The sequence below is a fragment of the Kribbella sp. genome (genome assembly GCF_035655035.1).
Classification (GTDB): Bacteria; Actinomycetota; Actinomycetes; order Propionibacteriales; family Kribbellaceae; genus Kribbella.
Map to the genome: position 1 here is coordinate 1 of NZ_DASRVN010000212.1, position 12863 is coordinate 12863.

At 68.2% G+C, this 12863-nt stretch carries 13 protein-coding genes and 2 tRNA genes; 11 read left to right on the forward strand and 4 right to left on the reverse strand.

What is annotated here, in order from left to right; translation table 11 throughout:
• The 5 genes from VFF46_RS12245 to VFF46_RS12265 form a co-directional block, all read left to right on the forward strand.
• A partial coding sequence (locus tag VFF46_RS12245; protein WP_325037209.1) for a helix-turn-helix transcriptional regulator occupies positions 1–1065 on the forward strand: 1065 nt, incomplete at its 5' end.
• Between the two features lies 1 nt (position 1066).
• Positions 1067–2212, forward strand: coding sequence for a branched-chain amino acid aminotransferase (locus tag VFF46_RS12250; protein ID WP_325037210.1), 1146 nt, complete (start codon positions 1067–1069; stop codon positions 2210–2212).
• Between the two features lie 36 nt (positions 2213–2248).
• Complete coding sequence (gene ligD, locus VFF46_RS12255; RefSeq protein ID WP_325037211.1) at positions 2249–3211, forward strand: non-homologous end-joining DNA ligase; 963 nt, start codon at positions 2249–2251, stop codon at positions 3209–3211.
• Positions 3212–3224: 13 nt separating this feature from the next.
• On the forward strand, positions 3225–3713 hold the full coding sequence (locus VFF46_RS12260; RefSeq protein ID WP_325037212.1) for a hypothetical protein: 489 nt from the start codon (positions 3225–3227) through the stop codon (positions 3711–3713).
• 9 nt (positions 3714–3722) lie between these two features.
• Positions 3723–4349, forward strand: a complete 627-nt coding sequence (locus VFF46_RS12265) for a nucleoside/nucleotide kinase family protein (RefSeq protein ID WP_325037213.1) — start codon at positions 3723–3725, stop codon at positions 4347–4349.
• On the opposite strand, the gene VFF46_RS12270 is transcribed toward VFF46_RS12265, so the two are convergent.
• On the reverse strand, positions 4330–4563 hold the full coding sequence (locus VFF46_RS12270) for a TetR/AcrR family transcriptional regulator C-terminal domain-containing protein (protein WP_325037214.1): 234 nt from the start codon (positions 4561–4563) through the stop codon (positions 4330–4332). The genes VFF46_RS12265 and VFF46_RS12270 overlap by 20 nt on opposite strands.
• Before the next feature lie 307 nt (positions 4564–4870).
• Between VFF46_RS12270 and VFF46_RS12275 the strand changes: the two genes are divergently transcribed.
• The 5 genes from VFF46_RS12275 (at position 4871) to VFF46_RS12295 (ending at position 8975) form a co-directional block, all read left to right on the forward strand.
• On the forward strand, positions 4871–5068 hold the full coding sequence (locus VFF46_RS12275; RefSeq protein WP_325037215.1) for a hypothetical protein: 198 nt from the start codon (positions 4871–4873) through the stop codon (positions 5066–5068).
• A gap of 78 nt (positions 5069–5146) precedes the next feature.
• Positions 5147–6103: a proline racemase family protein gene (locus tag VFF46_RS12280; protein WP_325037216.1), complete on the forward strand. Its 957-nt coding sequence runs from the start codon at positions 5147–5149 to the stop codon at positions 6101–6103.
• Between the two features lie 49 nt (positions 6104–6152).
• Positions 6153–6476, forward strand: a complete 324-nt coding sequence (locus VFF46_RS12285; RefSeq protein WP_325037217.1) for a putative quinol monooxygenase — start codon at positions 6153–6155, stop codon at positions 6474–6476.
• A complete protein-coding gene (locus tag VFF46_RS12290; RefSeq protein WP_325037218.1) occupies positions 6473–7162 on the forward strand; it encodes an endonuclease/exonuclease/phosphatase family protein in 690 nt (229 codons plus the stop codon). Before VFF46_RS12285 ends, VFF46_RS12290 begins: the two co-directional genes overlap by 4 nt.
• Before the next feature lie 97 nt (positions 7163–7259).
• Positions 7260–8975 carry a S53 family peptidase gene (locus VFF46_RS12295; protein ID WP_325037219.1) on the forward strand — a complete coding sequence of 572 codons (1716 nt, stop codon included), beginning with the start codon at positions 7260–7262 and terminating at the stop codon, positions 8973–8975.
• A 36-nt stretch (positions 8976–9011) separates the two neighbouring features.
• On the opposite strand, the gene VFF46_RS12300 is transcribed toward VFF46_RS12295, so the two are convergent.
• Positions 9012–9088, reverse strand: a tRNA-Met gene (locus tag VFF46_RS12300).
• A gap of 138 nt (positions 9089–9226) precedes the next feature.
• Positions 9227–9300: transfer RNA gene (locus VFF46_RS12305), tRNA-Met, on the reverse strand.
• 226 nt (positions 9301–9526) lie between these two features.
• On the opposite strand from VFF46_RS12305, the gene VFF46_RS12310 reads away from it, so the two are divergent.
• Positions 9527–10090, forward strand: a complete 564-nt coding sequence (locus VFF46_RS12310; RefSeq protein ID WP_325037220.1) for a hypothetical protein — start codon at positions 9527–9529, stop codon at positions 10088–10090.
• A 78-nt stretch (positions 10091–10168) separates the two neighbouring features.
• Here the strand turns inward: VFF46_RS12310 and VFF46_RS12315 are convergent.
• The coding region (locus VFF46_RS12315) for a UPF0182 family protein (RefSeq protein WP_325037221.1) at positions 10169–12863 on the reverse strand (2695 nt) is incomplete at its 5' end.

Consider the following 12863-nt stretch of genomic DNA (forward strand, 5'->3'; position numbering starts at 1 on the left):
TCCCTACTGCGGCAGTGCAGGCAGACGGCCGGGCTGAGCCTGCGGCAACTGGCAGCACAGGTCGGGTACGACCACAGCTATCTGTCGCAGGTGGAGCGCGGGCAGCGGCCGGGCTCTGCCGACCTGGCGCGGCTCTGCGACAAGGAGCTCGGCACTGCCGGCCGGCTGACTGCCACGTTCGAGCGAAGGCCTGCGCGGACAGGGCAGTCGCGTCCGGAGCCGGACCCGTTGGAGGCGGCCTGGCAAGGGCTGGTCGGCACCCTCGACGCCGGCGATCCGGCCGAGCTGTTCAGCGACTTCCGTGCGGTGCCTCCGGCTGCGCTGCTACCCACCCTGGTGAGTCAGCTTCGCGACGCCGACCGGACGGAGGCGGCCGAGCTGAGCACACTGGTCGCGGAGACGCTGACAAGACTGGACGACCGCAGTACAGCGCGGCGCTGGTGGTGGGCCGCCCGCGCGGCCGCGGACAGTGTCGACGGCGGAGCGACCGTGCGGGCCAGGGAGACGATCAGCGGGCTGGCCGAGCGCCGTCCGTTGCCCGGGCTGCTGGAGCTGGCGGACGAGGCGGTCGGCCTCGATCGGCAGAGCTACCTGCCGCGTGCGGCGCGGGCGCTCGTCCTGGCCGAGCTCGGCCGGCGCCAGGAGGCACACGTCGCGCTGCAGGAGCTGATCGGTGTCGGCGACGAGCTAGCCCCGACGTACCAGCTGCACTGGGCCGAGGGACGTGTGTGCACGCTGCTCGGGTACGGCGTGGCCGGCTGTGTGTTGCTGGAGCGCGCGAGGGAGCTCTGCCCGGACAGCTGGGTCGGCGACCGCGCAAGGCTCGACCTGTGCCTTGCTGAGTGCCTGGCGGTTGCGGGAGAGGCAGCAGCCGGTCTGGCGATGGCCCTCCGGGTGCTGGTGGAGCTGCCGGACGAGTGGCACGACTCCTTGGTGTACGACGCTGCCGACCGGGTGCTGCACGTCGTACAGGCGCAGCCGGGTTCGTCCGAGCTGAGGTGGTGGCTGACGCGGAGTGGCCGGAGTGTGGGCGGCGGGTCGAGGTCAAGATCAGGGCAGGGGTAGCGTGCGGCGAGTGACAGGTGAACAGCAGGCGACGACAGTGGCAAACGCATGGGACTTCGCGGTCGAGCTGCGGAGCGACCCGGCCAGCGCGGAGGCCAGGGCTGCCGTGCTCAAGGACCCTGCGTTCGGGCAGTCGTTCACGGACCACATGGTGGTTGCGAACTGGTCAGCCGACCGCGGCTGGCACGGCCCGAAGGTCACGGCGTACGCACCGCTGTCGCTCAGCCCGGCGGCTGCTGTCTTCCACTACTCGCAGGAGATCTTCGAGGGCCTCAAGGCGTACCGGCACCCGGACGGGTCGGTGTGGGCCTTCCGTCCGGACCGCAACGCCGCCCGGTTCACTGCGAGCGCAGAGCGGCTGGCGCTACCGCATCTGCCGGAGGAGGAGTTCATCGCGGCGCTGCGAGCCTTGGTGACCGTGGACGAAGCCTGGGTGCCGTCGGCCGAGGACGGTGAGACCAGCTTGTACCTGCGGCCGTACATGATCGCCACCGAGGCCGCGCTGGCCGTCCGGCCGTCCAACGAGGTCCTGTTCGGCGTCATCGCGTCCCCCGCCGGCCCGTACTTCAACACCGGCCCGAAGCCCGTCTCGATCTGGCTGACCACCTCCACGATCCGCGCCACCCCGGGCGGTACGGGCGCGGCCAAGTGCGGCGGCAACTACGCGTCCAGCCTGGCAGGCCTGGCCGAGGCGGTCGCGAACGGTTGCGAGCAGGTCGCGTTCGTCGACGCCGTCGAGCACAAGTGGCTCGAGGAGATCGGCAGCATGAACATGTTCTTCGTGTACGCCGACGGCCGGATCGTCACGCCGGAGCTGTCCGGCTCGATCCTCGAAGGCGTCACCCGCGCCTCGGTGCTCGAACTCGCCGCCGACCTCGGCCACCCGGTCGAGGAGCGCCGGATCTCCGCCGACGAATGGCGCAACGGCGTGCTCGACGGCGAGATCACCGAGGTCTTCGCCTCCGGCACCGCCGCCGTCATCACCCCGATCGGCCGCCTCGCCTGGCCCGACGGCGACCTCACCATCGGCGACCACACCGTCAACCACGGGGTCGGCCCGGTGACCGCCAAGATCCGCGCCGCCCTTCTCGACCTCCAGTACGGCCGCACCCCCGACACTCGCAACTGGCTCACCCGGTTGGCTTAGCTCCGGTTGTCCCCACGGGCGGTTAGGTTGAAGGACATGGCAGGAAACACGAAGTCTCCGGCGATCGAGCTCGAGGTCGGCGAGCGGACGGTCCGGGTGTCGAATCCGGACCGCGTGTACTTCCCTGCGCGCGGGGAGACCAAGCTGGATCTCGTGAACTACTACCTGTCGGTCGGGGACGGGATCGTCAACGCGCTGCGGGAGCGGCCGTGCATGTTGCACCGGTTCCCGGAGGGGGTCTCGGGCGAGAAGGTGCATCAGAAGCGGCTGCCGCACGGCGCGCCGCCGTGGATGGAGACGGTCCGCGTGAAGTTCCCGCGGTACAACCGGACCGCGGACGAGCTGTGCGTGACCGAGCTCGCGCACGTGGCGTGGGCGGTGCAGATGTCCACGGTCGAGTTCCACCCGTGGAACTCGCGGCGCGCCGACACCGAGAAGCCCGACGAGTGGCGGATCGACCTGGACCCGATGCCCGACTGCCCGTTCGATCGGGTACGCCGGGTCGCGCACACCGTGCACGAGGTACTCGACGAGCTCGGCGCGGTCGGCTACCCGAAGACGTCGGGCGGCAGCGGTATCCACGTGTACGTCCGGGTCGAGCCGGCGTACGGCTTCACCGACGTACGGCGGGCCGCCCTCGCGTTCGCGCGCGAGGTGGAGCGACGCGCGCCGGAGGACGTGACCACCACGTGGTGGCGCAAGGACCGGGATCCTCGGCTGGTCTTCGTGGACTTCAACCAGAACGCGCGCGACCACACGATCGCGGCGGCGTACTCGGTCCGCGGCAACCCCGAGGGCACCGTGTCGACCCCGATCCGCTGGGACGAGGTCGACGACGTGAATCCGAAGGACTTCACGATCGCCACCGTCCCGCAGCGGTACGCCGAGCTCGGCGACCTGCACGCCACGATCGACGACGACGTCTACTCCCTCGACACCCTCGTCGAGTGGGCCGACCGCGACGAACGCGAAGGCGCCGAAGCACCACCCGAGGACTGATGGAGGACTGTCGATGAGCGAGCGGACCGACGCCGGAGCGGCGCCCCAGGAGAACACTGTGGCCGACCGGCGACGCGGTATCAAGATCGTCGGCGCCGTCCTCGCCGGAGTGCTGATCCTGATGCTGATCGTGCTCCCCTGGCTGGAGACCTGGGGGTACCCGCGCACCCAGCCTGAGCATGTCTATCGCGGGCTTCAGTTGATCACGCCGCTCAAGACCGCGCCGTCGGACGTCCCGTTCCTGAACGGCGCCGCACCCGGCATGGTCGTGGGATATCTCGTCCTGGCCGCGGCGTGCCTGTTCTTCCCGGCGACGGTCATCGCTGTCGTGAGCGGTTTTGCCGGCTTCGCGCTCACCATCGCGCTCCTGCTGTCCGTGACCACGGACGTGGGCCACCATCCCAGTGCCACCTGGACGTACAGCCCGGTTGTCGCGATCGCCATCTGGCTGGTGACAGCCATGGTCTCGACCGTTGGCTGGACCTCACGAAGGGCCGTCTGACCCTTGCAGATGGGTTCAGCTGCCGCGTACGAGCGTGCGGTCGAGTTGGCGACGCGGGGGCGGCGGCAGTTGCTCGGGATCACCGGGGCGCCGGCAGCAGGCAAGTCGACGTACGCCGAGCAGCTCGCCGCGAAGCTGAGCGCCGACGGGCACCGGGTCGCGCTGGTCCCGATGGACGGGTACCACCTCGCGCAGTCGGTGCTCGAGGATCTGGGCCTCGCCGACGTGAAGGGCGCGCCGCACACCTTCGACGGCCTCGGTTTCGTCGCACTGCTCAGGCGACTGAAGACCTCACCCGACGAGCAGATCTGGGCGCCGCGTTTCGACCGCGGCATTGAGGACTCGATCGCCGCAAGCATCGGCGTCGCGCCCGACGTCACGCTCGTGCTGACCGAGGGCAACTACCTGCTCCTCGACGAGCCGCCCTGGTCGACGGTTCGTACGCTGCTCGATCAGTGCTGGTACGTCGACGTACCCGAGGACCTGCGCCACCAACGGCTCGAGGCGCGGCACCGGTCGTACGGCAGATCACCTGAGGAGGCCCGCGCACGGACGTACGGTTCCGACGAGTGCAACGCGCGCCTGATCGCCTCGACCGCGCAGGCCGCCGACGCGATCATCCGACCCGATCGATGAACGCGGCGACGCCGTCCAGGTAGAGCTGCAGCCCGAAGTCGAAGTCCGCGTCGTTGTCCTCCTCGGAGCTCGCCGCGGCCGCGAACACGCCGGCGTCGAGCGCCTTCGCGACCGACGGGTACACCCGGGGATCCACCACCCGGGCGAGCGCCGCGCCGTACTCCCGGAACGCGCCCGGATCCCGGCGCCGGACAGCCAGATAACTTTTCGACACAGGTCGAATACGCGCGGTGTGACCCCTTGGCCGGGTTAACGTCAAAGTCCCCCCCAACGTGTGGAGGTCCCACTCCCCCCGGGACCCACACGGACAAGCGCCCCGATCACCGATCGGGGCGCTCTGTTTTCCGCCCGCCTCACCCTCCGCCCCACAGCCCGCCCCGGAGCGGAGGGTGTTCTGCTTTCTCCCACCCCACAGCCCCGAAGCGGAGCGGAGGGGCGGGTGTTTTTCTTTTCAGCCCGGTGTCGATTCCGCCCCTCCTGCTTCGACGTATCAGTAAGAGCGACCAGAGGAGAGGATCAGAATGAACACCACCACCGACACCCGGAACATGATCATCACGATGCTCGCCGAGGGCAGCCCGGTCTGGTACGTCGCCGGCATGGTCAACATGCGCAGCCACGACGTCTACCTGATCGGCCGCGACGCCGGATACCCCGACAAGGCCAAACTGCGCCGAGCCGTCTGGGCCGCGCGCAACCGGGTACCGCAAGCCGCCTGACCAATCCCCTCAGGCCGCTCGAACCGCCGCCGTCCCCTGCCGGGGGACGCGGCGGTTCCGTTTGTTTAGGGTGAGTGCGTGGACGATGTCAGCGTGGTGGATTACCACACAGCCGGGGAACCGTTCCGGATCGTGACCTCGGTGGAGCTCCCGGGTACGACGGTGGCGGACCGCCGGGTCGCGGCGCAGTCGTCCCCCGCGATCGACGCCGTACGGCAACTGCTGGTGAACGAACCGCGCGGTCATGCCGACATGTACGGCGGCTTCGTCGTACCGGCCGACGACGACGGCGCCGACTTCGGCGTGGTGTTCTGGCACAAGGACGGGTACTCGACGGCGTGCGGGCACGGCACGATCGCGCTCGCGACGTGGGCCGTGGGTACCGGTCTGGTCCCCGCAGGCGATGTCGTCATCGACGTACCGTCCGGACGAGTCACCGCCCATGTCGGACCCGACGGTGTTGCTTTCCGCAACGTTCCGTCGTACGTGCTGCGGCGCGGGGTGCAGGTGGCGACGTCGCGCGGAGACGTGACCGCGGACATCAGCTACGGCGGTGCGTTCTACGCGTCGGTCCCCGCCTCGTCGGTCGGCCTCTCGGTGACGCCGGCGTCGTACCCGGACCTGATCGCGATCGGCCGCGAGATCAAGTGGGCGCTGGACCCGGTCGCCGTACACCCCACCGATCCACGGCTGAGCGGCCTCTACAGCACGATCCTGTACGACGACCTCGGCTCGTGGGAGGACGGCCCGCACCAGCGCAACCTCGCGGTCTTCGCCGACGGCGAGGCGGACCGTTCCCCGTGCGGCTCCGGTACGTCGGCCCGCCTGGCACTGCTGTACGACGAGGGCAGGCTCAGTCCCGGGCAGACGCTCCGCCACGACTCGATCGTCGGTACGACGTTCCGCGGCCGGGTGGTCTCGGAGACGCCCGAGGGCGTGATCACCGAGGTCGTCGGGAGTGCGTACCGGACCGGCAGCGCGACGTTCACGCTCGATCCGCGCGACCAGCTGGGCACCGGATTCGTGCTGCGCTGATCTCAGATTGCGAAGATGCTTGCCGCGGGCGACCGCTAAGTTGGACCTCATGATCTTCATCACCGCGAAGTTCCGTGTGAAGCCCGAGCACGCCGAGGACTGGCCGTCGATCACCGCCGACTTCACCGCCGCGACGCGCGCGGAGGCCGGCTGCCTGTGGTTCGACTGGTCGCGCTCGCTCGACGACGCGAACGAGTACGTGCTGGTCGAGGCCTTCGCCGACGACGAGGCCGCGACCCATCACGTCACCTCCGACCACTTCAAGGCGGCCCAGCAGCACCTCCCGCCGTACCTGGTCGAGACCCCGCGCATCGTCAACTTCAAGGTCCCCCAGGACGACTGGTCGGAGCTCGGCGAACTCGCCGTGAAGTGACCCACCTGACCGTCGCGTCCCTGAACACCCGCGGAACTCCCCTCCGCGGTCTGGCGCACCGGTACACCACGATCGCCACCACCTTCGAGTCCTCCGGCGCCGACGTGGTCAACCTCCAAAAGGTACTGACGTACGTCCACCTCCACCTCCTACGCCACTCGATGCCGTCGTACCACGCCAACTTCCGCCCGTCTGCTGCCGGCCCAGCAGGCGGGCTCGTCACATTCACCCGCTCCCAAGGCAGCGTCACCTACCAGCGCCTGCCGGCTTCTCGCCTCCCAAGAGGCGTCCTGCGCACTCGGCTGCCCTCGTTGACGGTCCTCAACACACACCTACTCGCGAACCGCGACGGCGACTGGTCCCCCACGAACCGTTTCCATGCGATTCACCAGGCTCAACTGGCTGCTCTCAGTCGCTACGCCGCCGCAGAACCAGCTGTGCTCACGGGTGATTTCAACGTCCCTCGCGACAGCGCGTTGTACCGCGACTTCCTGTGCGACTCGCAGTTGGTGGATGCCTTCGACGACTGCCCGCCGACGTTCCACCAGGCTTACCTCCCGCCCGGTAGATCCCCGCAGTGCATCGACTACGTGCTGCTGTCCGGTTCCGCGGTCGTCGAGTCTGCCGAGCTCGACGGCGGTTACCCGAGCGATCACCTCTGTCTGCGAGTCAGTCTCCGTTTCTGATCAACCGAATCGGCCAGTTCGGGCGTCAGTAGAACAGTTGCCGATTGATGGCAGCGTAGAGTGACCGAACGGTTACCAATTGATGCGGGGAGTAGTCGTGATCAGGACTGTTGGTGCGATGGTGGGCTGCGCGGCGCTGGTGGCCGGCGGTGCATCGGTCGACGCCCAGGCGGGGACAGCTGCGAAGCAGACGATCCAGGTGTGGCTGACGCCGGATCTGGCCGGTGCCGAGCGGTTCGCCACCGCCGTCTCCACACCGGGCAATCCTCTGTACCGCCACTATCTGAGCCCTGCCGAATACACGGCCCGGTTCGGCCCCTCGGCCGCGGAGGCCAAGGCGATGGCCGACCAGCTGACGGCGCGCGGCCTGACGGATGTGCAGGTCAGCAGCGACCGTTCGTACATCTCGGCCTCCGGTCCGGCAGCGAAGGTCCAGTCACTGCCGCCGATGGCCCTGGGCATCACAGGCCTGGGCGGCGCGAGCTCCGCATCAGCCCAGACGGCCCAGACCGCGAAGCCGACCTGCTCCCAGTACTGGGGTCAGCACGTGCAGACCGTCAAGCCTGCGTACCGCGGTCTCACCACGGCCTCGCTACCGATCTGCGGGTACTCCGCCGCTCAGCTACGGACGGCGTACGGCGCAAGCCCGGCCTTCACGGGCAAGGGCCAGACCGTCGCGCTGACCGAGAGCCTCGCGCCGACGGAGATGCTCAAGACGCTCCGCGAGTACGCGCGCCGGAACCACCTGCCGGCGCCGAAGACGAACCAGTACAAGGAGATCCACCTCGGCGGCGGCACCGGCTGCAGCCAGCAGTCGCGGAGCGCGGCGCCGTACAACGACGAAGCCGAGATGGACTCCGAGGCGGTCTACGCGATGGCCCCGGACGCGCAGCAGCTGATGATCGTCGGAGGCGGCTGCGACGAGGATCAGGCGCTGCTGAACGCGGTCGCCGCCGTACTGAAGGGCGACGGCCACCGCCCGAGCGCCTCGATCGTCTCGAACTCCTGGCAGATCCCGATCGGCGACGTACCGCCGAAGACCGTCCACGCCCTGGCCGTCCGCGCGGCCGCCGAAGGAGTCGGGCTGTACTTCTCCTCCGGCGACACCCCCGGCCTGACGACCACGGCATCGGATCCGTTCGTGACCGCGGTCGGCGGTACGACGCTGGGCCTCGATGCGCGAAACAAGCGCCTGTTCGAGACCGGCTGGTCGAACGAGACCGCGATCCCGGAGAACGGCAAGTGGAGCGGCGTCGGCCTGACGTCGGGCGGCGGCGGGACCAGCCTGGTCTACGGGCAGCCTGCCTATCAGAAGGGCGTCGTACCGGCGTCGATGTCACACATCCGGGTCGGCGGCCGCACTGTGGTCGACCGTACGGTGCCGGACATCTCGGCTGTCGGCGACATCGACACAGGCATGCTGACCGGCTACACAGACTCCGAAAGCAAGCGCTACGTCACACAGGTGAACGCCGGAACGAGCCTGTCCGCACCGTTGGTCGCCGGCCTGGTCGCCAACGCACAGCAAGGTCGCCCAGCCTTCGGTTTCATCAACCCGCTCATCTACCGCCTGCACGGCACGCCCGCGCTCCGCGACGTCCTGTCGCTGCCCGCCACCACACCTCAGCAGAACCGAGCCGCTTTCACCCCAGCCGACGGCACGGACAGCGCATCCCTCGACGTCTTCGACTCACACGACCGCGCAGAGACCGATCAGGTCACCGTGAAGGGCTACGACACCCTGACCGGCGTAGGCACGCCGAACGGCCTCCCCTTCATCCTCGGACTCCGCGTGACCAGCAGCCTCGGATAAAACCGAAGGCCCGGACCAACTGGTCCGGGCCTTCATTGGTAGCGGGGGCAGGATTTGAACCTGCGACCTCTGGGTTATGAGCCCAGCGAGCTACCGAGCTGCTCCACCCCGCGTCGCCTTCGTACATCGCAAGTCTAGATGATGGCCGTTCCGCAACCAAATCCGGCCCGCCGGGCCGCCGGCGCCTGGAGCCGACGCTCAAAGCGAAAGGCCCTCTGACCGGTGTTGCTGGTCAGAGGGCCTTTCATCTGTAGCGGGGGCAGGATTTGAACCTGCGACCTCTGGGTTATGAGCCCAGCGAGCTACCGAGCTGCTCCACCCCGCGCCGTTGAGATCTCCAGCTTAGAGGATCCCGGCCGGGCAGCCAAATCGGTTATTCGCTGCCTCGGGCCGAGCTGACCAGTTGCTTGCCAGTGGCACCGAAGGCGGCAGCGAGTGGTTGTCCACAGGTTCGGATTCGCCGGTCGGGCGGCGGGGTGATCACGGCACCTTCTTGGTCACGAAGGGCGTCTCGCAGCAGGCGAGGCGCCCCCTTCCCCCAGGAGGCAGTCATGTCGCGTTCATCCTTCGGTTCCCGAGTCATGCCGTCCGCCCGTCGTATCGTGGCCGGGACCGCGGTCGTCCTGGCCTCGTTGGGTCTGTCGGCGACCACCGGCGCAGCCGCACCGGCGCATGTCTCCGTAGCACCCTCCACCGAGCAGAAGGCTGGCACCTTGGACGGCTTCGTGATCGAGAACCTTCCCGACGGCATCGGTACGCCGAGCGACTTCGAGTACGAGTGGAACGACGTGTCCTTCCACAGCCGGGTCTGGGAGACCGGTCCGGACGCGGAGGGCGCGTTCAAGGTCGACCTGACCGTGAAGACCATCCGCGGCGAGCAGCTCACCGACCTCGAGACCCTGAAGGACTTCCTCGTCGAGTACGAGGAGAAGGATCCCGGCTGGCAGCTCACCCCGGTCAAGGTCGGTGGGTACGACGGTCTGTTCGCGGGCGACGAGGTGTTCTACTTCGTCGAGCCGGGCGTCGCGGCCGAGGTGACGATCGACCACGAGCGCTTCACCGACGAGGACGTGCTCGACACCGCCGCCGGCTTCCACCCCGAGCAGATGCCGTAGGCAACCACCCGGGCAGACGAACGGGGCGGCGACGCCGACGTGTGGTCGGTGTCGCCGCCCCGGGAAGCAGCCCTGCGGTCAGCCGGCCGGAGAGCTCGGCGGACTCGACGGTGTTGCCGACGGGGTCGTCGACGGACTGCCGGACGGTTTCGGAGTCGGGGTCGGCGTCGCCGCGGCACCGGCGGAGGCCCGGTCGAGCGCGGCCTTCATCTGGTTCACGTTCGCCTGGTAACCGGCGAGGTCACCCTTCATCAGAGCGGCCTGTGCCCGTTTGTAGGCGGCCTCTGCATCAGCGAGGGCCTGCTTGACCGTCTGGTTCGTCGCCGGTGGGTTCTTGGTTCCCGGCGGGTTCTCGCCCGTGTCGACGTTGGTGTTGAACACCTTGCCAAGGGCTTCCTGCAGCGTCGACCCGTAGGCGACGTTGTCCCCGAAGGACACCAGGACGTACCGCAGGACGGGGTAGTTACCCGGCCCGCTGGTCCGCGACGAGTAGACCGGCTGGACGTAGAGCAGACCACCGCCGAGCGGCAACGTCAGCAGGTTGCCGAACTGGGCTCTGGCGCCGCTGTTCGGCTGGTTGATCGGCAGCAATGCCTGTCTGATGCCTTCGTCGGTCTGGAACTTGTTGTACACCTGCCCCGGACCAGGTATCTGCAGGTTGCCCGGCAGACGCAGTATTCGGAACTTGCCGTAGTCCGGCGACGTGGCCTCGGAATCGACGGCCATGAACGCCGTCAGGTTCTCCCGCTCACCGTTCGGCACGTACACCGAGGTCAGTGAGAACTTCGGATCGGTCTGATCCGGCATCCGCAACGAGAGGTAGAAGGGAGGCTGACTGACTTGAGTCGACGAGTCACCGCTGGCCGACACCGCGGTCGGGTCCGCGGGCACGCGCCACAGGTCACTGTTCTGGTACCAGGTGCCGGCGTCCGTGACGTGGTACTTCGCGAGCAGGTCGCGCTGCACCTTGAACATGTCCTCCGGGTAGCGCAGGTGCGACATCAGCGCGGGCGAGATGTCCGAGCGCGGCTTCACCGTGCCGGGGAAGGCCTTCATCCAGGTCTTCAGCACCGGGTCGCTGTCGTCCCAGGCGTACAGGTCGACCGAGCCGTCGTACGCGTTCACGACCGCCTTGACCGAGTTCCGGATGTAGTTGATCTTCTCGCTCGGCTGCTGCGCGATCGTTCCCCGGCCGGTGGTGGTGTCCCGGGTGCTGTCGTCCAGCGCGACCTTCTCGGAGTACGGGTAGTTGTCCGAGGTGGTGTAGCAGTCGACGATCCAGACCACCTGGCCGTCGACGATCGCCGGGTACGGGTCGCCGTCCGGCGTCAGCCACGGCGCCGCCTTCTCGACCCGGTCGCGCGGGGTGCGGTCGTAGAGGATCTTCGAGTCCGAGTTCACCCGGCTGGACAGCAGGATGTTCGCGTCCCGGAACTTGGTTGCGTAGAGCAACCGGTTGAAGAAGGAGCCGATCTTGACGCCACCCTTGCCCTCATAGGTGTTCAGTGTCGGGTCGCCGCCGTTCGTGCCTTCCGGAGTGTCCAGCTCGACCGGCGCAGACCCCTTGGGGCCACCGACGATCGAGTAGTCCGGCGACTGCTCGCCGAAGTAGATCCGCGGCTGGTAGTCGCCGAGTTGCCCCTTCGGCGGCAGGTCCTTCTCGGTCCAGACCGGCGTACCGTCCGCGGCCCGCTGGTTCCCGTTCGCCGCCACCACGCCGTAGCCGTGGGTGTAGACGGTGTGGTCGTTGTTCCAGTTCCGCTGACCGGCCGGCAACTTGTCGATCTGAACCTCGCGGGCCGCGATCACCGTGTCGCTGGTCTTGTCCTTGATCTTGTACCGGTCGACGTCCAGATCGGTCGGGAACGAGTAGAACCCACGGACCTGCTGCAGCTGCTCGAACGTCGGACCGATCACGGTCGGGTCGATCAGCCGGATACCGGGCAGCACCTCCGCGTCCGCGGTGAGCTCGCTCGGCTTGGCCGTGGTCTGCGCCTGATACTCGGTGATCTGGGTGTTCTCGAGCCCGTAGGCCTGCCGCGTCGCCTGGATGTTCTTGGTGATGTACGGCGCCTCCTTCACCGGCTCGCTCGGGCGCACCCGCAACTGCTGCAGGGCGGCCGGCCAGAGCGCACCGAGGAGGATCGCCGACAGGATCAGCACGACCGTGCCGACACCGGGCAGCAGCCACGTCCGCCGGACCACGTTCGCGAAGAACAGCCCGGCACAGATGACGGCGATGACCGCGAGGATCTCCTTGCTCGGCAGGATCGCGTTGTCACCGGTATAGGAGATACCGGTGAAGAGCCTGCCGTCGGAGGTCGCCTGGCCGTAGCGGTCCAGCCAGTAGCTGAACGCCTTGAGCAGCACCAGCAGCCCGAGCAGCACCGAGAACTGCACCTGCGCCGAGCCGGAAGCCTTCTGTCCCTTGGCGGACGGGCGGAACCCGCCGTACAGATAGTGCGTGATGATCGCGGCGACCAGCGACAGCAGCACGATCGAGTACCCGAAGCCGAGCAGCACACGCAGCCACGGGTAGTCGAAGACGAAGAACGAGATGTCCTTGTTGAAGTGCTTGTCGGTGACACCGAAGGGCGTCCGGTTCTTCCAGGCCAGGAAGACCTTCCACTCTCCCGACGCGGCCGAGCCGCCGAAGATCAGCATCAGCGTGGCGACCACGCCGACCGCGACCTTCGCGTGCTGCTGGAGCAGATCGCCGTACCGTTCGAAGCCCGGGGTCGGCGACGGTGCGAGCGCGACCCGCGGACGGGTG

Coding starts and splice junctions, on each gene's coding strand:
- ligD (WP_325037211.1), top strand. CDS start 2,249: ATGGCAGGAAACACGAAGTCTCCGGCGATCGAGCTCGAGGTCGGCGAG.
- VFF46_RS12260 (WP_325037212.1), top strand. CDS start 3,225: ATGAGCGAGCGGACCGACGCCGGAGCGGCGCCCCAGGAGAACACTGTG.
- VFF46_RS12265 (WP_325037213.1), top strand. CDS start 3,723: ATGGGTTCAGCTGCCGCGTACGAGCGTGCGGTCGAGTTGGCGACGCGG.
- VFF46_RS12275 (WP_325037215.1), top strand. CDS start 4,871: ATGAACACCACCACCGACACCCGGAACATGATCATCACGATGCTCGCC.
- VFF46_RS12285 (WP_325037217.1), top strand. CDS start 6,153: ATGATCTTCATCACCGCGAAGTTCCGTGTGAAGCCCGAGCACGCCGAG.
- VFF46_RS12310 (WP_325037220.1), top strand. CDS start 9,527: ATGTCGCGTTCATCCTTCGGTTCCCGAGTCATGCCGTCCGCCCGTCGT.